The sequence below is a fragment of the Methylopila capsulata genome (genome assembly GCF_016907975.1).
In the GTDB taxonomy this organism is placed as follows: domain Bacteria; phylum Pseudomonadota; class Alphaproteobacteria; order Rhizobiales; family Methylopilaceae; genus Methylopila; species Methylopila capsulata.
The window spans coordinates 870,093-888,298 of sequence record NZ_JAFBCY010000003.1 but is presented as its reverse complement, the minus strand read 5'-3'; the positions used below and the strand labels follow the sequence as shown (position 1 = coordinate 888,298).

At 71.3% G+C, this 18,206-nt stretch carries 19 protein-coding genes; 7 read left to right on the top strand and 12 right to left on the bottom strand.

Annotated elements, in window-relative coordinates; genetic code table 11:
- Nucleotides 1-20 precede the first annotated feature (20 nt).
- Genes trpA through JOD31_RS15390 form a run of 3 tightly spaced genes read right to left on the bottom strand, consistent with a single transcriptional unit; the run spans nt 21 to nt 2,758 of the window.
- Nucleotides 21-854 carry a tryptophan synthase subunit alpha gene (gene trpA, locus JOD31_RS15400; protein WP_204951303.1) on the bottom strand — a complete coding sequence of 278 codons (834 nt, stop codon included), beginning with the start codon at nt 852-854 and terminating at the stop codon, nt 21-23.
- Nucleotides 851-2,083: a tryptophan synthase subunit beta gene (gene trpB, locus JOD31_RS15395; protein WP_204951302.1), complete on the bottom strand. Its 1,233-nt coding sequence runs from the start codon at nt 2,081-2,083 to the stop codon at nt 851-853. Before trpB ends, trpA begins: the two co-directional genes overlap by 4 nt.
- Before the next feature lie 30 nt (nt 2,084-2,113).
- The gene (locus JOD31_RS15390; protein ID WP_204951301.1) at nt 2,114-2,758 is read right to left on the bottom strand and encodes a phosphoribosylanthranilate isomerase; all 645 of its coding nucleotides are present in this window, start codon (nt 2,756-2,758) and stop codon (nt 2,114-2,116) included.
- 291 nt (nt 2,759-3,049) lie between these two features.
- Between JOD31_RS15390 and JOD31_RS15385 the strand changes: the two genes are divergently transcribed.
- The 3 genes from JOD31_RS15385 to cysW all read left to right on the top strand — a co-directional run bounded on the left by JOD31_RS15385 (nt 3,050) and on the right by cysW (nt 5,876).
- Complete coding sequence (locus JOD31_RS15385; protein ID WP_204951300.1) at nt 3,050-4,060, top strand: sulfate ABC transporter substrate-binding protein; 1,011 nt, start codon at nt 3,050-3,052, stop codon at nt 4,058-4,060.
- A gap of 158 nt (nt 4,061-4,218) precedes the next feature.
- Nucleotides 4,219-5,043 carry a sulfate ABC transporter permease subunit CysT gene (gene cysT / locus JOD31_RS15380; protein ID WP_204951299.1) on the top strand — a complete coding sequence of 275 codons (825 nt, stop codon included), beginning with the start codon at nt 4,219-4,221 and terminating at the stop codon, nt 5,041-5,043.
- Nucleotides 5,040-5,876, top strand: a complete 837-nt coding sequence (cysW, locus tag JOD31_RS15375; RefSeq protein WP_204951298.1) for a sulfate ABC transporter permease subunit CysW — start codon at nt 5,040-5,042, stop codon at nt 5,874-5,876. The genes cysT and cysW overlap by 4 nt, the downstream gene beginning before the upstream one ends.
- Before the next feature lie 3 nt (nt 5,877-5,879).
- Here the strand turns inward: cysW and JOD31_RS15370 are convergent, their stop codons facing one another.
- Genes JOD31_RS15370 through JOD31_RS15350 form a run of 5 tightly spaced genes read right to left on the bottom strand, consistent with a single transcriptional unit; the run spans nt 5,880 to nt 9,748 of the window.
- Complete coding sequence (locus tag JOD31_RS15370; RefSeq protein WP_204951297.1) at nt 5,880-6,170, bottom strand: HPr family phosphocarrier protein; 291 nt, start codon at nt 6,168-6,170, stop codon at nt 5,880-5,882.
- Nucleotides 6,171-6,214: 44 nt separating this feature from the next.
- Entirely contained in the window at nt 6,215-6,616 is a 402-nt protein-coding gene (locus JOD31_RS15365) for a PTS sugar transporter subunit IIA (RefSeq protein ID WP_204951296.1), read from the bottom strand.
- A complete protein-coding gene (locus tag JOD31_RS15360; protein ID WP_204951295.1) occupies nt 6,613-7,209 on the bottom strand; it encodes an HPr kinase/phosphorylase in 597 nt (198 codons plus the stop codon). Before JOD31_RS15360 ends, JOD31_RS15365 begins: the two co-directional genes overlap by 4 nt.
- Entirely contained in the window at nt 7,206-8,999 is a 1,794-nt protein-coding gene (locus JOD31_RS15355; RefSeq protein WP_204951294.1) for a sensor histidine kinase, read from the bottom strand. The genes JOD31_RS15360 and JOD31_RS15355 overlap by 4 nt, the downstream gene beginning before the upstream one ends.
- A 38-nt stretch (nt 9,000-9,037) precedes the next feature.
- Nucleotides 9,038-9,748: a response regulator transcription factor gene (locus JOD31_RS15350; protein ID WP_204951293.1), complete on the bottom strand. Its 711-nt coding sequence runs from the start codon at nt 9,746-9,748 to the stop codon at nt 9,038-9,040.
- Nucleotides 9,749-9,885: 137 nt separating this feature from the next.
- On the opposite strand from JOD31_RS15350, the gene JOD31_RS15345 reads away from it, so the two are divergent.
- Entirely contained in the window at nt 9,886-10,635 is a 750-nt protein-coding gene (locus tag JOD31_RS15345) for a HugZ family pyridoxamine 5'-phosphate oxidase (protein ID WP_204951292.1), read from the top strand.
- A gap of 26 nt (nt 10,636-10,661) precedes the next feature.
- Here JOD31_RS15345 and greA read toward each other — a convergent pair whose 3' ends face one another.
- The gene (gene greA, locus JOD31_RS15340; RefSeq protein WP_204951291.1) at nt 10,662-11,141 is read right to left on the bottom strand and encodes a transcription elongation factor GreA; all 480 of its coding nucleotides are present in this window, start codon (nt 11,139-11,141) and stop codon (nt 10,662-10,664) included.
- Between the two features lie 138 nt (nt 11,142-11,279).
- Between greA and JOD31_RS15335 the strand changes: the two genes are divergently transcribed.
- From JOD31_RS15335 to mutS, 3 genes are all read left to right on the top strand, one after another.
- On the top strand, nt 11,280-13,004 hold the full coding sequence (locus JOD31_RS15335; protein WP_204951290.1) for an ATP-binding protein: 1,725 nt from the start codon (nt 11,280-11,282) through the stop codon (nt 13,002-13,004).
- Nucleotides 13,005-13,170: 166 nt separating this feature from the next.
- A complete protein-coding gene (locus JOD31_RS15330; RefSeq protein ID WP_204951289.1) occupies nt 13,171-14,241 on the top strand; it encodes a GNAT family N-acyltransferase in 1,071 nt (356 codons plus the stop codon).
- 97 nt (nt 14,242-14,338) lie between these two features.
- On the top strand, nt 14,339-17,017 hold the full coding sequence (mutS, locus tag JOD31_RS15325; protein WP_204951288.1) for a DNA mismatch repair protein MutS: 2,679 nt from the start codon (nt 14,339-14,341) through the stop codon (nt 17,015-17,017).
- 4 nt (nt 17,018-17,021) lie between these two features.
- On the opposite strand, the gene JOD31_RS15320 is transcribed toward mutS, so the two are convergent.
- The 3 genes from JOD31_RS15320 to ihfB all read right to left on the bottom strand — a co-directional run bounded on the left by JOD31_RS15320 (nt 17,022) and on the right by ihfB (nt 18,178).
- Nucleotides 17,022-17,417, bottom strand: coding sequence for a DUF6180 family protein (locus JOD31_RS15320; RefSeq protein WP_204951287.1), 396 nt, complete (start codon nt 17,415-17,417; stop codon nt 17,022-17,024).
- 96 nt (nt 17,418-17,513) lie between these two features.
- A complete protein-coding gene (locus JOD31_RS15315) occupies nt 17,514-17,873 on the bottom strand; it encodes a lipopolysaccharide assembly protein LapA domain-containing protein (RefSeq protein WP_204951286.1) in 360 nt (119 codons plus the stop codon).
- Entirely contained in the window at nt 17,870-18,178 is a 309-nt protein-coding gene (ihfB, locus tag JOD31_RS15310; RefSeq protein WP_204951285.1) for an integration host factor subunit beta, read from the bottom strand. The genes JOD31_RS15315 and ihfB overlap by 4 nt, the downstream gene beginning before the upstream one ends.
- Nucleotides 18,179-18,206 lie beyond the last annotated feature (28 nt).

Here is an 18,206-nt window from a genome sequence, read left to right as displayed (position 1 = left end):
TTGCGCCTCCCGTGTTAGCGTCAGGCCGCGACGCGGGCCGAGCGGACGCCGGCCGCGAGCGCCGCGACGAGGTCCGTCACCGCGGACACGGTCTTTGCGGTTGCGTGGCCCTCGGCGTCGAGCGAGCCGCGGACGGCGTCGACCAGAGCCGAGCCGACCACCACGCCGTCCGCGCCTTTCGCGATCGCCGCCGCATGCTCGGGCGTCTTCACGCCGAAGCCGACGGCGACGGGCAGGGCCGTGTGGCGCTTGATGCGCTGCACCGCTCCGGCGACCACGTCGAAATCAGGCGTGGCCGTGCCGGTCACGCCTGCGATGGATACGTAATAGACGAAACCCGAGGTGTTTTGGAGCACGGCGGGAAGCCGCACGTCGTTCGTCGTAGGGGTCGCGAGCCGGACGAAGGCGAGGCCGGCCTTCAGCGCGGGGAGGCAGAGCTCCTCGTCCTCCTCCGGCGGCAGGTCGACGACGATCAGGCCGTCGACGCCGGCGGCCTTGGCGTCCGCCAGGAAGCTCTCAACGCCGTAGACGTAGATCGGGTTGTAGTAGCCCATCAGCACGATCGGCGTGGCGCCGTCGCCCTCGCGGAAGGCGCGCACCAGATCGAGCGTCTTCACCAGGCTCTCGCCGCCCGCCAGCGCGCGCAGGCCCGCCTGCTGGATGGCGGGGCCGTCGGCCATCGGGTCGGTGAAGGGCACGCCGAGCTCGATCACGTCCGCGCCCGCGCCCGGCAGCGCCTTGAGGATCGCGAGCGAGGTCGCGTGGTCGGGGTCGCCGGCTGTGACGAAGGTCACCAGCGCCGCGCGGCCCTCGGCTGCGGTCGCGGCGAAACGGGCGTCGATGCGGGTCGTCACAGGCTCGTTCCCAGCAGCTCGGCCACCTGCGGCACGTCCTTGTCGCCGCGGCCGGAGAGGTTGACGACCATCAGGTGGTCCTTCGGCAGCGTCGGCGCGAGCTCGACCACCTTGGCGATGGCGTGCGCGCTTTCCAGCGCCGGGATGATGCCCTCGAGCTTCGACAGCAGCTGGAACGCCGACACCGCCTCGTCGTCGGTGGCGGAGAGATACTTCACCCGGCCGATGTCGTTCAGCCAGGCGTGCTCCGGCCCGATGCCGGGATAGTCGAGGCCGGCGGAGATCGAGTGGCCTTCCTCGATCTGGCCGTCCTTGTCCATCAGCAGGTAGGTGCGGTTGCCGTGCAGAACGCCGGGCCGGCCGCCGGCGATCGAAGCGGCGTTGAGGCCCGACAGGCCGAAGCCCGCAGCCTCGACGCCGTAGATCGCGACGTCGGCGTCGTCGAGGAAGGGGTGGAACAGGCCGATCGCGTTCGAGCCGCCGCCGACGCAGGCGATCAGGCTATCGGGCAGGCGGCCCTCCATCTCCTGCATCTGGACCCTGGTCTCGTCGCCGATGACCGACTGGAAGTCGCGCACCATGCCCGGGTAGGGATGGGGGCCGGCGACCGTGCCGATGCAATAGAAGGTGTCGGCGACGTTGGTGACCCAGTCGCGCAGCGCCTCGTTCATGGCGTCCTTGAGCGTCTTCGCGCCGGACTGCACCGGCACCACGGTCGCGCCCAGCATCTTCATGCGGAACACGTTGGGGGCCTGACGGGCGACGTCGACCGCGCCCATGAACACCACGCACTCGAGTCCGAAGCGGGCGCAGAGCGTCGCGGTGGCGACGCCGTGCTGCCCGGCGCCGGTCTCGGCGATCACCCGCTTCTTGCCCATGCGGCGGGCGAGCAGGATTTGGCCGAGGACGTTGTTCACCTTGTGGGAGCCGGTGTGGTTCAGCTCCTCGCGCTTCAGGTAGACCTTGGCGCCGCCGAGATGCTCGGTCAGGCGTTCGGCGAAATAGAGCGGGCTCGGCCGGCCGATGTAGTGCGTCCGGTACGACGCCATCTCGGCGTGGAACGCCGGGTCCTTCTTCGCCGCCTCGTACTCGGCCTCGAGCTCGAGGATCAGCGGCATCAGCGTCTCGGCGACGAAACGGCCGCCATAGATTCCAAACCGGCCGCGCTCGTCGGGGCCGGTGCGGAACGAATTCGGCAGGGCATGCTCGGTCACGGACGAAGCCTTCATCAAGATTCGCGACGGCCGGCGCGGGTGCGGTCAGCCGTCTGATCGTACGGCGCGGACGAACGCCCGGATGCGGTCCTGATCCTTGACGCCGGGGGCGCTTTCCACGCCCGAGGAGACGTCGACCGCGGGCGCGCGGGTGCGCGCGACGGCCTCGGCCACGTTTTCGGGCGTAAGCCCTCCGGAAAGCACGAAGCGCAGGCTGGGGTCAAGCGCGGCAAGGAGGCCCCAGTCGAAGGCGACGCCATTGCCGCCGGGCAGGACCGCGCCCTTCGGCGGCTTGGCGTCGAACAGCACGCGGTCGACGACGCTTTGGTAGAGCGCGATGGCGGCGAGATCGTCGGCGGTCGCGACCGGGATCGCCTTCCAGACCTCGCGGTCGAAACGCGCCTTCACCGCCGCCGTCCGCTCCGGCGTCTCGTGGCCGTGGAGCTGGAGAACGTCGGGATCAATCGCCTCGACCAGGGCGTCCAGCGCGGCGTCGTCGGCGTCGACGGTCAGCACGGCGATCGCGGCCCGGCCGCGGGCGAGGTCCGCCAGCGCCCGCGCGCGCGGGATATCCACATGCCGCGGGCTCTTCGGAAACGAGACGAAGCCCACGTGGCTCGCGCCGGCGTCGAGCGCGGCGTCCAGCGTCGCCTCGTCCGACAGACCGCAGATCTTGATCTCGACCGGCATCGCGCGTCCTCGGGCCGCGGCGCGTCCGCCGCCGGCTTCGTTCCGCATGTCGGACTTCTTCCGCGCGACGTCAATCCGGGTGGGGACCGCCGAAAGCCCCGCGGGCGGCCGAACAGAGCCGCCGGCGAATCCTACAACTTAAATTAACATTCAAAAATTGGTTTTGTACGAAAAGTCGACATCTAAACAGTAGATTGCTATATGCGGCGTCCTGGCCGCAGCGGCGATGCTCGCGCGACGGCCCTCTCGCACACGCGGGCGCACTCCGCGCGCCCTGCATTGGAGCCTGTCATGGCCGCTTTCCTCCGCCGCGCCGCTCTCGCGCTCGGCCTCGCCGCCTTCGCCGCAGCGCCGGCCGGCGCCGCGGAGCCCACCACGATCCTCAACGCCTCCTACGATGTGGGCCGCGAGCTCTACGTGGCGCTGAACGCGGCCTTCGCCGCCGACTGGAAGGCGAAGTCGGGGGCCGAAGTCACCGTCAACCAGAGCCATGCGGGGACCTCCAAGCAGGCGCGTTCGATCCTCGAAGGTCTCGACGCCGACGTGGTGACGTTCAACCAGGAGCTCGACGTGCAGTTCCTGGCCGACAAGGGCGCGGTGGCCTCCGACTGGCGCACGCGCCTGCCGAACGGCGCTTCGCCCTACTTCTCGCTGCCGGCCTTCGTGGTGCGCTCCGGCAACCCGAAGAACGTCAAGAACTGGGACGACCTCGTCCGGTCCGACGTCAAGGTGGTGTTCCCGAACCCCAAGACGTCGGGCAACGCCCGCTACACCTACCTCGCGGCCTACGCCTTCGCGCTGAAGGCTTATGGCGGCGACGAGGCCAAGGCGGACGACTTCGTGAAGAAGCTGCTGGCGAACGTGCCGGTGTTCGACACCGGCGGCCGCGGCGCCACCACCACCTTCGTGGAGCGCGGCATCGGCGACGTGCTGGTGACCTTCGAGGCGGAGACGGCAGCGGTGAAGAAGGAGTACGGGGCCGACAAGGTCGACGTGGTCGTGCCGCCGGTCAGCCTGCTCGCGGACTTCCCCGTCTCGGTGGTGGACAAGGTCGTCGAAAAGCGCGGGACCCGCGCGGTCGCGACCGGCTATCTCGAATGGCTGTACTCGCCCAAGGCGCAGGAGATCATCGCCTCGTTCAACAACCGCCCGCGCGACGCCAAGGTGACGGCTGCGACCGCGGCGCAGTTCCCGAAGGTCGATCTCCTGACGGTCGACGACGTGTTCGGCGGCTGGAAGAAGGCGAACGAGGTCCACTTCGCGTCGGGCGGCAAGCTCGACCAGCTGTTCGTGGGGCGCTAAAGGCTAGCGCGGGGAAGGACGTCATCCCGGCCGCGCGAAGCGGGTGCCGGGATCGCCATCGGGGCTTGGCGCCTTTTCCTCCGACGATCCCGGCTCTGCGCGGTTGACGCCGCTCCGGCCGGGATGACGCCCCTCGTCTCCAGCGCCTTCGAGCCCGCATGCCCCGCACGATCCTCCCCGGCTTCCGCCTCGCGATGGGCTGCACTCTCGTGTACGTCGGCGTGATCGTGCTGCTGCCGCTGGCCGCCCTCGTGTGGCAGGCCGCGGACCTGGGCTGGGCCCGGTTCGTGACGGTGGTGACCGGCGAGCGCGCGCTCGCCGCCTTCCGCGTCACTGTCCTCGCGGCGCTGGGCGCGACCGCCATCAACGCCGTGTTCGGCCTCGCCCTTGCCTGGGCGCTCGTGCGCTACGACTTTCCCGGCAAACGCCTTCTGGACGCGCTGGTCGACGTGCCCTTCGCGCTGCCGACGGCGGTCGCGGGCGTCGCGCTCACCGCGCTGTTCGCCGGCAACGGCTGGTACGGCCAGCTGCTGGAGCCGTTCGGGATCAAGGTCGCCTACGCCCCGCTCGGCATCGTCGCGGCCATGACCTTCACCAGCCTGCCCTTCGTGGTGCGGAGCGTCCAGCCCGTGCTGGAGGACCTGACGGCGGACGTCGAGGAGGCGGCCGAGACGCTCGGGGCCGGCCAGGCCCGGATCTTCGCAAGCGTGATCTTCCCATCGATCTTCCCCGCCTTTCTCGCCGGATGCAGCCTCGCCTTCGCCCGCTCGCTCGGCGAGTTCGGCGCGGTGATCTTCATCGCCGGCAACCAGCCGTTCCGCACCGAGATCGCGGCGCTGCTCGTGTTCATCCGGCTCGAGGAATACGACTACCCCGCGGCCGCCGCGATCGCGTCCGTGATGCTCGGCGCGGCCTTCCTGATGCTGCTGGCGGTCAACGCCATCCAGCTCTGGAGCCTGCGCTGGACGAGGTCGGCGTCATGAGCGCGAAGGGTCGCTCCCGCGTCGGCGACGGGCCGGTCTTTCGGCCCGTTCTGCTCACCCTCGTCATGCTGGGCGCCGCGCTGCTGATCGTCGGGCCGCTCGCGATCATCTTCGTGGAGGCCTTCAAGGCGGGCCTCGGCGTCTACCTGTCGAACCTCGCCGCGCCCGACACCGTCCACGCGATCGGACTCACCGTCTTGACCGCGCTGGTCGCGGTTCCCGTCAACGTCGCCTTCGGGATCGCGGCCGCCTGGGCGATCGCGAAGTTCGAATTTCCCGGCAAGGGCCTGCTGACGGCGCTGGTGGAGCTGCCGTTCTCGATCTCGCCGATCGTCGCCGGCGTCGCCTATCTCTTCGTCTACGGCGCGCAAGGCTGGTTCGGCCCGACGCTCGACGCGCTCGGGATCAAGGTGATGTTCGCCTATCCCGCGATCGTGCTGGCGAGCCTGTTCGTCACCGCGCCCTTCGTGGCGCGCGAAATCCTGCCGGTGATGCAGCAGCAGGGCTCGGACGAGGAGGAGGCGGCGCTGTCGCTGGGCGCCTCGGGCTGGCGGACGCTCTGGAGCGTGACGCTGCCCAACGTGCGCTGGGCGCTGCTCTACGGCGCGGTGCTGACCAACGCGCGGGTGATGGGCGAGTTCGGGGCGGTGTCGGTGGTGTCGGGCTCGATCCGCGGGGTCACCAACACGCTGCCGCTGCAGATCGAGCTGCTGTACCAGGACTACAACGCGGCGGGCGCCTTCGCGGCGGCGACCGTGCTCGCCGGCATCGCGCTGCTCACCATCGTGGCGAAACTGATCGTCGAGCGGATGGACCCCGACAGGACCGGCTGAGGCCTACTCGTCCTCGCCGAAGCGGTTCGCGACGAGGCTGGCGATCGCCTCGATCGCCTCTTCCGCGTCCGCGCCCTTGGCCTCGACGTGGATCGTGGTGCCGGGCGCCGCGGCCAGCATCATCAGCCCCATGATCGAGGTGCCGCCCACCGTCTCGCCGGCGCGGCTCACGCGCACGTCCGCGGTGAACCTCTCGACGACCTGGACGAACTTCGCGGAGGCGCGCGCGTGCAGACCCCGCTTGTTGATGATCGGGAGCTCGCAGGAAACGCGGCTGTCGCTCGTCTCGATCATTGCGGCGGCGTCCTGGACGATCACACTCTGGAAAAGGGAGAAGCCTACTTGCCCGAGAGCACACGGCTCGCGACGTTGATGTACTTGCGCCCCGCCTCCTGCGCCTGGACCACCGCCGCGTCAAGCGGAAGGTCGGAGCGAACGCTGGCGAGCTTGATCAGCATCGGCAGGTTGATGCCGGCGATGACCTCGACCTTGCGGCCCTCCATGCAGGAGATCGCGAGATTGGACGGGGTTCCCCCGAACATGTCGGTCAAGACGGCGACGCCGTCTCCCGTGTCGACCTCGTGGACCGCGGCGATGATGTCGCCCCGACGGAGCTCCATGTCGTCCTCGGGCTCGATCGTGATGGTCGCGATCTGGCCCTGGGGTCCGACGACGTGCTCGAGCGCGGAACGAAACTCACAGGCGAGCCGCCCATGGGTTACGAGTACGAGGCCTATCATGCAGTCTCCGCGCAAGCTTGTTTGCGCTCCGGGTCGAGGTCGTCGCGCGGCTGGCCGTCGCGGATCGACCTGAAAAGAGGCGCCGAGGGCGCCGGAAGAGGCAGTTTTTCATGTTGCGGCGCGAACGCAAGTGCGGAGCCGCCACAACCCGCGTGCGACAGCATGCGAAAAACAGTCTGGCACGCCAACACGAGGCCTCCGGAGCCATTTCCTGCGACCTGAAGTCGCGGAAGCGTGACGCCTTCTACCGCAGTGCGAAGCTCCGCCGCCTCGGGAGAGCGGGGTCCGGCGGCGCCGAGATCGACCACCAGACGCACGATCGCCGCCGGACAACAGGCCTCCGCGACGACGCCGAGGCCCCGAACCTCCGCGAGACCCGCGATTGCCTCCGGCGCCTCGGCGACCAGGCGGCCGTTGACCGCCGTCAGCCGCGCCCGATCGTCGGCGACGAGGCGCGCGAACCGGCCGTCGCGCGCGGCTTCGCGCACCAGCGCGAGCGCGAGCGTCGTCTTGCCCGCGCCCGAGGCTCCGCGGATGAGAACGCCAGCTTCGTCGATCACCACGACGCTGGCGTGGACCGTGGGCGCGCTCACGCCAGCGCCGCCGGCAGGCGCACGACGAAGCGCGCGCCCAGGATCTTGTGCTCGTCGCCCTCGTTGACGGGCTTGCGGACGCGGTTCTCGGCGCGGATGCGGCCGTTGTGCGCCTCGACGATCTGCCGGGAGATCGACAGGCCGAGGCCGGAGTTCTGGCCGAACCCCTGGTCCGGCCGGTCGGTGTAGAAGCGCTCGAAGATCTTCTCGACGGCGTCGGGCCGGATGCCGGGGCCGCTGTCCTCGACGACGATCTCGACCGAGGCCTTGGAGCGGCGGCAGAGCACGCGCACCGTCGCGCCCTTGGGGGAGAACGAGCGCGCGTTGTCGATCAGGTTGGTCACGACCTGCGCGAGCCGCGAATCGTGGCCGAGCACCAGATAGGCGTCGCGGCCCTGGGCCGCGTCGGCGACGGTCAGCGCGACGGCGATCCCGTCGTCGCGGGTGACGCTGTTCTGCATGTCGATCACGGTGGAGAGCAGCTTCACCACGTCCACAGGCTCGGTGTCCTGACGCTGGAGTTCGGCGTCGAGCCGGCTCGCGTCGGAGATGTCGCTGATGAGCCGGTCGAGCCGCCGCACGTCGTGCTCGATCACGCCGAGCAGGCGTTGACGCGAGTCGTCGTTGCGGGCGAGCGGAAGCGTCTCCACCGCCGAGCGGAGCGACGTGAGCGGGTTCTTGAGCTCGTGCGCGACGTCGGCCGCAAAGCGCTCGATCGCCTCCATCCGGGCGTAGAGCGCGTTGGTCATGTCGCGCAGCGCGCCTGAGAGATGGCCGATCTCGTCGGATCGGTTGGTGAAGTCCGGGATCTCGGCGCGCCGCCGGACGCCGTTGCGCACCCGCTCGGCCCCGTCGGCGAGCTTGCGCACGGGGCCCGCGATCGTGCTTGCGAGCAGCAGCGACAGCACGACCATGACGGCGGCGGCCACCAGGAAGACGCGCACGATCGCGAAGCGCTCGGCCTGCACGATGGCGTCGATGTCGCCGCCCTGGGTCGAGAGCAGCAGCACGCCGGTGACGGCGCGGAAGCGCTGGATCGGCACGGCGACCGAGACGATGATCTCGCCGTTGTCGTTCACGCGCACGATGCTCTCCGGCGTGCCGGAGATCGCGCGCTTGACCTCGGGGTAGGCCCGGCCGTTGGACGCCCCGATCTCCTCGTAGATTGGCAGGTCCGAGCGCCGGAACCACCGCTTCACGGTGCGGACCGCCTGGTCGATGAGCGTGGGCTCCCGCGTCTGGGGCGGCGGCAGGTCGAAGCGCAGGATGTCGCCGCGCGCGTAGAGCGAACGCGAATCGAGCAGCAGAGCGCCGTCGCGGTCGTAGATGCGGGCCCGGGTGCGGGTGGGCGTCACGAGCCGGCGAAGCACGGGCGCGACCCGTTCGGGGTTGATCGGAAATTCGAGGCTGGTCAGCCCCTCCTCGTTCGGCGAGGCGCTTTCCCCGGCCTGAAGCTCGAGCAGCCGGTCCGGATCGACGTAGAGCTGGTTGGTGTCGACGGTGGCGGAGGAGGCGATCGCGCCGGCGATGATCTCGCCCTGGATCAGGAGGCTCTGCACGCGGGCGTCGATCAGCCCCGCCCGGAACTGGTTGAGGTAGAGGATGCCCGACAGCAGCGCGACGAGGCCGGCGAGGTTCAGGATGACGATGCGGCGCGTCAGGCTGGAGAAGCCGAGCATCCGCAGCGCGAGCAAGGCGGCTTTGGCGCGCTCCTTCAGCGAGGGGCGCGCGGCGTCGTCGTCGGCGTCGACCGTCGCGATCTCGTCCGGCCGTTCCGCGTCGACGCTCATTTCGTTGTCCGTCCGAACGCGGCCCGGAGGGTCGCCGCTCAGATTTCCTTGAAGCGGTATCCGACGCCGTACAGCGTCTCGATCATGTCGAAGTCGTCGTCCGTCGACTTGAACTTCTTGCGGAGCCGCTTGATGTGGCTGTCGATGGTGCGGTCGTCCACATAGACCTGATCGTCATAGGCCGCGTCCATCAGGGCGTTGCGGCTCTTCACCACGCCGGGGCGCATCGCCAGCGCCTGCAGGATGAGGAACTCGGTGACCGTCAGCGTCACCGCCTCGCCCTTCCAGGTGCAGGTGTGGCGCTCGGGGTCCATCATTAGCAGGCCGCGCTCGAGCGCCTTGCTGTCGGGACCCTTGGCGATGGCGCCCGGCGCAGCCGGGTCCTTCGCGGCCGCGCGGCGCAACACCGCCTTGACGCGCTCCACCAGCAGGCGCTGCGAGAACGGCTTCCGGATGAAGTCGTCCGCGCCCATCTTGAGGCCGAACAGCTCGTCGATCTCCTCGTCCTTCGACGTCAGGAAGATGACCGGCAGCTCGGACTTTTGGCGCAGCCGCCGCAGCAGCTCCATCCCGTCCATGCGGGGCATCTTGATATCGAAGATCGCAAGGTCCGGCGGCGACGTCTTCAGCCCTTCAAGGGCCGCGGCGCCGTCGTTGTAGGTCTGGATCCGGTACCCCTCCGCTTCGAGAGCGATGGAGACCGAGGTCAGGATGTTGCGGTCGTCGTCGACCAAAGCGATGGTTGGCATGTCGCCGTCATATGTCGAAAAGCCCATGCCGCATGAAGCGGCGCCAAGTGGCTTAAATGTGACGGACGCGCCGATTGACCTTGATTGTCAAGGCGCCACTTGGTCGGCGCCTCCCGTAACAGGAGCGCGAAGCGCCGATGACCACAGCCGCCTCCGCCGCGCCGGAGCCCACCGCCGGGTCCGGTTTCGACCCGATCGGGGTCGCGCGCGCGCTGCTCCGGTCCTCCCGGCGCGCCAGTCTGGCGACGCTCGGCCCCGACGGCGCTCCCTACGTTTCGTTGGTCGCGCTCGCGACCGCGCCCGACGGCGCGCCGCTGCTGCTCGTGTCCAATCTCGCCCGCCACGCGCACAATCTCGCGAGCGATCCCCGCGCCAGCCTGCTCTGCGCCGACGTCGGCGCCGGCGATCCTCTCGCCCATCCGCGCGTCACGCTGTTCGGCGCCTGCGTCGCGGTCGACAAGACCCAGCAGACGACGCGCTGGCTCGCGCGGCATCCCGAATCGGCGATGTATTTCACGTTCTCGGATTTCCACATGCTCCGGCTGGAGCCCCGCGGCGCGCACCTCGTCGCCGGCTTCGGGCGCATCGTCGACCTGTCCTGGGTCGAGCTGCGGACGGACATCGCCGGCGCCGAAGGGCTGGTCGCGGCGGAGGAGGGGATCGTCGCGCACATGAACGAGGACCATGCCGACGCCACCCGGCTCTACGCCACGAAGCTGCTGGAACTGCCCGACGGCGACTGGCGCTTCGAGGGCGTCGATCCGCTGGGCTGCGAGATCGCCCTCGACGGCCGCGCCGCCTACCTGCCGTTCAGCGCGCCTGCGACGACGGCCGGCGACGTGCGCAAGCGGCTGGTGGAGCTGGTCGCCAAGGCGCGGGGCGGGTGAGGCGCGGGGCGGGTGAGGCGGCGGCCTCAGCCGATCGCGACGATCTCCACCTCGCCGCCCGCCACCGTCGCGGCGTCGCCGATGGTCTTGCCCATGAGCGCGCGGGCGAGCGGGGAGACATAGGAGACCGAGCCTTTCGCCGGGTCGGCCTCGTCCTCGCCGACGATGCGGAAGGTCTGCCGGCGGCCGTCCTCGCGGTCGAAGGTCACCGCCCCGCCGAAGGTCACGGTGTCAGGGTCGGCCGCAGGAGCGATCAGCTCGGCGCTGGCGCGGCGGGCGGAGTAGTAGCGCAGGTCGCGGGTGGCGCGGGCCATCGCCGTGCGGTCCTGCTGGATGTCGCCCGTGGCCTGCGCCGCGGCGTAGGCGGCGCGCGCCTCCGCAAGCGCCGCGTCGAGGAGGCGCAGGCCTTCGGGCGTCACGAGATTGGGGTGCGGCGAGATCGGGCGGTCCGGCAGGTCGGCGGCCGTAGCCTCGTTCTCCTGCTCTTTGGTGAAGGCGACGCTCATCGCTGCTCTGTTGGTGACGGGCTTCGGGAAAACGCATAGGCAAGCCGGCGAGGTGGCCCTCCGTCAAGAGTTCCGCAAGGCCGCCGTCCTAGGATGCCAACGGGCCTGCGTCGGAACGCAGCGGGGGGAGGGTGCGCCATGAGCTTCGAGGTCGAAGCGCTGTTCGCCGTCACAGGCGTTCTCGCGCTGGTCGCGGCGGGCGGAAGCTGGACGCTTCGACGTCGGCTTTCGGCCGCGGCGATCGAGGCCGAAGCTTTGCGCGACGCGGTCTGGGCGGCGCAGGAGCGCGAGGAGCGCGCGCGGGCGGAGGGCGTTCGCGCGGTCGAGAGCGCCGAGCGGCGCGCCGCCGTGGTCTCCGAGGCCAAGACGCGGTTCCTCGCCACCGTCACCCACGAGATGCGCACGCCGCTCTCCGGCGTCATCGGCGCGGCGGACCTTCTGCTCGGCACGCCGCTCGCCGCCGAGCAGCGCACCTACGCCACGGCGGTGAAGACCTCCGCGGAGGCCATGCTCGCGCTGGTCGACGAGATGCTGGACCTCTCCAGCATCGAATCGGACCGGGTGGCGCTGCAGACCGCGCCCTTCGACGTGGCCGAGGTGGTCGAGGGCGTGGCGGAGCTGCTGGCGCCGCGCGCCCAGGCCAAGGGGCTCGACCTCGCCGTGCGCATCGCCGCCGAAGCGCCAGCGATGGTCGTCGGCGACGCCGCGCGGGTGCGGCAGATCTTGCTCAACCTCGCGGGCAACGCGGTGAAATTCACCGCCGCAGGCGGCGTCGGCCTGCGGGTCGACCCCACCGGCGACGGCCTGCGCTTCACGGTGCTCGACACCGGCCCCGGATTTGAGCCTTCGGACGCCGAGCGCCTGTTCGAGGAGTTCGAGCGCGGGGACGCTGATCCGGGCGCCGGCGGCGCCGGCCTCGGTCTCGCCATCAGCGCGCGGCTCGCCGCCGCCATGGGCGGCCGGCTCACGGCCGACGGACGCCCGGGTGAGGGCGCGGTCTTCACGCTCACGCTGCCGGCGGCCGCCGCGGCTCCTGCGCCGCAGCCCGAGGCGAGCCTCGCCGGCCGCCGTCTGCTCGTGGTCTCCAACGCGCCGTTCGGCGGGCCCTGGCTCGTCGAGAAGCTTGCCGAATGGGGCGCGGAGGCCCGGCTCGTCGCGCCGGAGCCGGCGGACGAGTTCGCAGCCCGCGTTCGCCGTTTCAAGGCCGACACCGTAATGATCGACCGTGCGATCCAGGTGCGCGCCAGCGACCTCGCAGCTGCGGCCCGTCTTGGCGGGGCCGAGAAGACGCTCGCCCTGCTGACGCCGCTGGACCGCCGCGAACTGCCCGCGCTCGTGGCCGACGGCTTCGACGGCTACCTGGTGAAGCCGGTGCGCGCGGCGTCGCTGACGAGCCGGCTCAACGATCCGCGTCCGCTGGGCGGCCAGGGTCCGGTGGAGACCCGCCCGGCCGTCAGCTTCCCTCGGGCGCGTGGGCTGAAGGTGCTGCTGGCCGAGGACGATCCGGTCAGCGCGCTGATCGCGGTCGCGCATCTCTCCCGTCTCGGCCATGCGGTCGTGCAGGTCGGAGACGGGCTCGCGGCTGTCGCGGCCTTCGACGCCGGCGAGTTCGACGCCGCGCTCGTCGACGTCCGGATGCCGGGCCTCGACGGGTTGGCCTGCGCCCGCCGGCTGCGCGAGATCGAGCGCGCCGGCGATCGCCGGCCGGCGCTCGTCGTGGCGCTTACGGCGAACGTCTCGACGGCGGACCGCGCCGCGGCGCTCGAGGCCGGCATGGACGATCTGCTCGCCAAACCGCTCGACGCCCGCGCGCTCGAAGGCCTGCTCGCGGTTCAGGCGGCGGTCACGGCCCGGGTGGCGTGAGTCGCGGAATTCGCGAGAGCGTTCCGGCGCTTGCGTTGTCACATTCGCGTCCGGGGACTATGGTGATGTGAGGGAAGGGCCGGATGCGGCCCGAGGCCGGCCCCGACGGGCCGCCCCGTCCCGAGGCGTGGTGCGACCACGCCGGTCCGCGAGAGGCCACGCCTGCATGTCCATCGTCCGTGCTCCCCGCGCCGGCGCTCCCTCGCTCGTCGGGCGCTTTCGGTCCCATCACGCGGTCGGGTTGCCCAAGCGAAAGGGCTTCCCGTTCGACCTGACGCCGAGCCGCGCCGCGCTTGAGGCCGCAGCCGACGCCATGCCCAAGCCGCTCGGGCGCATCGGCCAGCTCGAGGTCCGGCTCGCCGAACGTCCCCGGGACGTGAAGCGCGCCCAGCGGCTGCGCTACGAGGTGTTCTACAAGGAGCTGTCGGCGGTCGCCGACCCGCTGGCCCGGCTCGCGCGCCGCGACATGGACGCCTACGACGCCGTCTGCGACCACCTGCTGGTGCTCGACCACACCCCGCGGCCGAAGCCCGCCAAGGCGCTGCTCGGCCTGCAGGGGTTCGAGCTGAAGGGGCTCGAAGGCAAGGGCGCGGAGTTCGCTCGCGCCTTCGGCGAGGCCGCCGCGCCGTTCAAGCCGAAGGGCTTCAAGAAGAAGCCGCGCGTCGTCGGCGCCTACCGCCTGCTGCGGCAGGAAGCGGCGGACCGCGCCTTCGGGTTCTACACCTCGGGCGAGTTCGCGATCGACGATCTCGTCGCCCGCCACCGGGGGCTGTCGTTCCTGGAGCTCGGCCGCTCCTGCGTGGAGAAGGCCTACCGCGACAAGCGCACGGTGGAGCTGCTGTGGCAGGGCATCTGGGCCTATGTGCAGGCCCACGACGTCGACGTGATGATCGGGTGCGCGAGCCTCGAGGGTTGCGACCCGCAGCGGCTCGCGCTGCCGCTGTCCTACCTCCACCACTTCCACGCCGCCCCCGCCGAGTGGAGTGCGTCTGCGCTTCCCGGGCGCCGGACGGACATGAACCTGATGCCGAAGGAGGCGATCGACCTGCGCGCGGCGCTCAAGGCGCTGCCGCCGCTGATCAAGGGCTACCTGAGGCTTGGCGCCTTCATCGGGGACGGCGCGGTGATCGACCGCCAGTTCGGCACCACCGACGTGCTGATCGTGATGCCGCGGGCGCTGATCAACCCGCGCTACGTCGACTACTACGGCGGCGACGCCGGCCGCCGGGCGGCCTGAGGCCCGCTCGTCCCCAGCTCCGATCGGCCGCAGGTTTGCGCCGCCGCGCGGAATCGCGTTTGAAGGAGGCTTGCCGCAGCGGAACCCGCGACCTCCGATGACCGACGTCCAAGACGCCCCGGCGCGCGTGACGCCGATGATGGAGCAGTACGTCGAGATCAAGTCGGCCAATCCGGACAGCCTGCTGTTCTATCGGATGGGCGACTTCTACGAGCTGTTCTTCCGGGACGCCGAACTTGCGAGCCGGACTCTCGGCATCACGCTGACCAAGCGCGGCAAGCACCTCGGCGAGGACATTCCGATGTGCGGCGTGCCGGTGGAGCGCGCCGACGATTATCTCCAGCGCCTGATCGCCGCCGGCCACCGCGTCGCGGTCTGCGAGCAGACCGAGGACCCGAAGGAGGCGAAGAAGCGCGGCGGCAAGTCGGTCGTGCGGCGCGACGTGGTGCGCCTGGTCACGCCCGGCACCCTGACCGAGGACGCGTTGCTGGAGCCCCGGCGCGCGAACCTGCTGGTGGCGGTCGTCCGCGCCCGCGGGGAGACTGGCGGCTTCGTGTTCGGCGTCGCCCATGTGGACGTCTCGACCGGCGCCTTCGCGGTCGGAGAGGCGGCGCTCGCCAGCCTCGGCGCGGCGCTGGCGCGGCTCGACCCGGCCGAGATCCTCGTGCCCGAGGCGCTGGTCGACGAGCTGGCGACCGCGACCGGGGAGACCCGCGGCGCCGTCACGCCGATCCCCCGCGACATGACCGACGCCGCCCGCGCCGACGCGAGGCTCGCCGGGCACTTCGGGGTGGCGACCGCCGAGGCCTTCGGCGCGCTGTCGAAGGCCGAGCTTGGGGCCGCAGCGGCCGTCGTCGCCTATCTCGAGCGCACCCAGCTCGCCAGCCGCCCGCCGCTGGCGCGGCCCGTCCGCGAGGGTCGGGGCGCGGCGATGGAGATCGACGCCGCCACGCGGGCGAACCTCGAGATCGTGCGGACGCTCGCAGGCCAGCGCGAGGGCAGCCTGCTCGACGCGGTCGACGCCTGCGTCACCGCCGGCGGCTCGCGGCTGCTGGGCGCGCGCCTCGCCGGACCGCTGGTCGACGTCGCCGCGATCCGCCGCCGGCACGACGCCGTGGCCGCCTTCATCGAGGATCCCGCCGTCCGCCGCGCCGTCCGCTCCGCGCTCGCCGGCGCGCCCGACCTCGCCCGCGCGGCCCAGCGCATCGCCTTCGGCCGCGGCGGCCCGCGCGACCTCGCCGCCATCCGCGACGCGCTCAGGGCGGCGGACGCGCTCGCCGCGCGGATCGCGCCGCTGGTTCCGGCGGCCGAGGAGCTCGGCGCGATTTCGGCAGCCCTCGGGGCCGCGGACCACGCGCTCGGCGCCGATCTCGCCGCGACGCTCGACGACGAACTGCCGCTGCTGAAGCGCGACGGAGGGTTCGTCCGCGCGGGCGCCGATCCGGCGCTGGACGAGGCGCGGGGCTTGCGCGACGAGAGCCGCAAGGTGATCGCGCGGCTGCAGGCGGGCTACGCCGACGCGACCGACGTGCGCACGCTGCGCATCAAGCACAACAACGTGCTGGGCTATTTCATCGAGGTGCCGCAAGCCCATGGCGAGCGCCTGCTGAAGCCGCCCCACGGCGAGACCTTCGTGCACCGCCAGACCATGGCGGGCGCCATGCGCTTCACCACCACCGAGCTCGGCGACCTGGAGCGCCGCATCGGCGAGGCGGGCCAGACCGCGCTCGGGCTGGAGCTGGCGCAGTTCGACCGGCTGGCGGCGCAGGTGACCGCGAGCTGGGACGCCTCCCGCGCCTGCGCCGAGGCGCTGGCCGCGCTCGACGTGGCGGCCGCGCTGGCCGAGGTCGCGGTGGATTGCGGGCACGTGCGCCCGCATGTGGACGACACGCTCGACTTCCGGCTCGAAGGCGCCCGCCATCCCGTGGTGGAGCGGGCGCTGAAGCGGGGCGGAAAACCCTTCGTGCCGAACGACGTCACGCTGTCGGAGGCGGAGCTCGACGCGGGGATCGTGCAGCTCGTCACCGGCCCCAACATGGGCGGCAAGTCGACCTACCTCCGGCAGGCCGCGCTCTGCGCGGTGCTGGCGCAGGCTGGGGCCTACGTGCCCGCGAAGGCTGCGCACATCGGTGTGGTGGACCGGCTCTACAGCCGCGTCGGCGCCGCCGACGACCTCGCCCGCGGGCGCTCCACCTTCATGGTCGAGATGGTCGAGACCGCCGCCATCCTGAACACGGCCGGGCCGCGCTCGCTCGTGATCCTCGACGAAATCGGCCGCGGCACCGCGACCTTCGACGGCCTGTCGATCGCCTGGGCCGCGATCGAGCACCTGCACGAGGTCAACCGCTGCCGGTCGCTGTTCGCGACCCATTTCCACGAGCTCACCGCGCTTGCGCGCCGGCTCGGCCGGCTGCGCAACGCCACGGTGCGGGTGAAGGAGTGGAAGGGCGAGGTCGTGTTCCTGCACGAGGTCGCGCCTGGCGTCGCCGATCGCTCCTACGGCATCCAGGTGGCGAAGCTCGCGGGCCTGCCGCCTATGGTGGTCCGCCGGGCGAAGGCGGTGCTGGACGAGCTGGAGGCGGCGGACCGCGCCTCGCCGGTGGAGCGCATGATCGACGACCTGCCGCTCTTCGCCGCCGCGCGCCCGAAGCCCGAGGCCGGGCCGGATCCCGTCGCGGAGGAGCTCGACGGGATCGACCCCGATGAGCTGACGCCCAAGGGCGCGCTCGAGGCGCTCTACCGGCTGAAGGCGCTGCGAAAGGCCGGAGAGGCCTGAGCGCCTACCGGCTCGCCTTCATCAGGGCGCCGTGGACGCTGTCGGCCAGCGCCGACGCGGCCGCGCTGTCCCGGCGCATGTAGTCCATCGCCTGCACGACGAAGACGGTCTTACGGTCGACGCCGATGCAGTAGACGATCAGCGACCCGCCGCCGCCGCGCGGCCCCGCGGCGAGGACGCCGAGCTCTCCCGGATGGAGCTTGTCGACGGTCGTGACGAGACCGGCGGCGTCGGCCGCCGTCTGCGCGGCCGCGATGCAGCTTTCGATGCTGAACCGCCCGGCGTCGCGCCGCTCCACGCGGTAATCGAGGCCGAACTCGTCCGAGGCCGCCAAGGCCGGCGTCGCCAGCGCGCCGCTCGCGACGAGCGCCGCCACGATCGAGGGTGCGGTCAGGCGCATGGATGGTCCCTGGTCGACTGCCGTGGGCGCCGCAGGACGCCGAAAGGCGAGGGGAGGGAAACGATCCGACGCCGGTCGTGGCGTCGCCGCGCGGCTTTACGCGGCTTCGCGGCGGGGCGCCGGCAGCGCGAGGGCCTGGCGGGCGGCGGCGGCTTCGCGGTGCGCGCGTTCCGTCTCGGCTTCGAGCTTCGAGACCTCGGCGCGACGGGTCTTCGCCTCCTTGCGCCATTTGCCCTGGCGGAACCAGGAGGCCGACCCGCCGATCACGACGCCCAGCATCACGGCGGCGAGGATCACGGCGAACAGCGGCAGCGCCGGTGCGGCGAGCACGGGCGCTTCGGGCGAAAACGGGTCGAAGCCGACGACCACGGACTGACGGTTCGCCACCGCGAACAGCACGAGGACGAGGAAGAGCGGGACGCCGATCAGGCCGGTGAGGAGCCGACGAAGGGTCATGCGCTTGCTTCCGCCGCCGCCGGGTCGTCCTTGTTCAGCCGCACGCGCATCTCCTTGCCTGTCTTGAAGAACGGCACCACTTTGCCGTCCACCGGAACGTGCTCGCCGGTGCGCGGGTTCCGACCGACGCGCGCCGGGCGCGCCTTGACCGAAAACGCGCCGAAGCCGCGGAGTTCGACCCGGTCGCCGCGGGCGAGGGCGTCTACGATCTCGTCGAGGATGGCGTTCACGATGTTCTCGACGTCACGCTGGTAGAGGTGCGGGTTTTCCGCCGCGATGCGGGTCACCAGTTCGGACTTGATCATCGCCATCCCCTCCGCCAGATGCGACCGG

What these genes read in the sequence shown, in the direction of transcription:
- trpB (WP_204951302.1), bottom strand. Translation starts at nt 2,083, where the DNA reads ATGAAGGCTTCGTCCGTGACCGAGCATGCCCTGCCGAATTCGTTCCGC.
- JOD31_RS15390 (WP_204951301.1), bottom strand. Translation starts at nt 2,758, where the DNA reads ATGCCGGTCGAGATCAAGATCTGCGGTCTGTCGGACGAGGCGACGCTG.
- JOD31_RS15385 (WP_204951300.1), top strand. Translation starts at nt 3,050, where the DNA reads ATGGCCGCTTTCCTCCGCCGCGCCGCTCTCGCGCTCGGCCTCGCCGCC.
- cysT (WP_204951299.1), top strand. Translation starts at nt 4,219, where the DNA reads ATGCCCCGCACGATCCTCCCCGGCTTCCGCCTCGCGATGGGCTGCACT.
- cysW (WP_204951298.1), top strand. Translation starts at nt 5,040, where the DNA reads ATGAGCGCGAAGGGTCGCTCCCGCGTCGGCGACGGGCCGGTCTTTCGG.
- JOD31_RS15370 (WP_204951297.1), bottom strand. Translation starts at nt 6,170, where the DNA reads ATGATCGAGACGAGCGACAGCCGCGTTTCCTGCGAGCTCCCGATCATC.
- JOD31_RS15365 (WP_204951296.1), bottom strand. Translation starts at nt 6,616, where the DNA reads ATGATAGGCCTCGTACTCGTAACCCATGGGCGGCTCGCCTGTGAGTTT.
- JOD31_RS15355 (WP_204951294.1), bottom strand. Translation starts at nt 8,999, where the DNA reads ATGAGCGTCGACGCGGAACGGCCGGACGAGATCGCGACGGTCGACGCC.
- JOD31_RS15350 (WP_204951293.1), bottom strand. Translation starts at nt 9,748, where the DNA reads ATGCCAACCATCGCTTTGGTCGACGACGACCGCAACATCCTGACCTCG.
- JOD31_RS15345 (WP_204951292.1), top strand. Translation starts at nt 9,886, where the DNA reads ATGACCACAGCCGCCTCCGCCGCGCCGGAGCCCACCGCCGGGTCCGGT.
- greA (WP_204951291.1), bottom strand. Translation starts at nt 11,141, where the DNA reads ATGAGCGTCGCCTTCACCAAAGAGCAGGAGAACGAGGCTACGGCCGCC.
- JOD31_RS15335 (WP_204951290.1), top strand. Translation starts at nt 11,280, where the DNA reads ATGAGCTTCGAGGTCGAAGCGCTGTTCGCCGTCACAGGCGTTCTCGCG.
- JOD31_RS15330 (WP_204951289.1), top strand. Translation starts at nt 13,171, where the DNA reads ATGTCCATCGTCCGTGCTCCCCGCGCCGGCGCTCCCTCGCTCGTCGGG.
- mutS (WP_204951288.1), top strand. Translation starts at nt 14,339, where the DNA reads ATGACCGACGTCCAAGACGCCCCGGCGCGCGTGACGCCGATGATGGAG.
- JOD31_RS15320 (WP_204951287.1), bottom strand. Translation starts at nt 17,417, where the DNA reads ATGCGCCTGACCGCACCCTCGATCGTGGCGGCGCTCGTCGCGAGCGGC.
- JOD31_RS15315 (WP_204951286.1), bottom strand. Translation starts at nt 17,873, where the DNA reads ATGACCCTTCGTCGGCTCCTCACCGGCCTGATCGGCGTCCCGCTCTTC.
- ihfB (WP_204951285.1), bottom strand. Translation starts at nt 18,178, where the DNA reads ATGATCAAGTCCGAACTGGTGACCCGCATCGCGGCGGAAAACCCGCAC.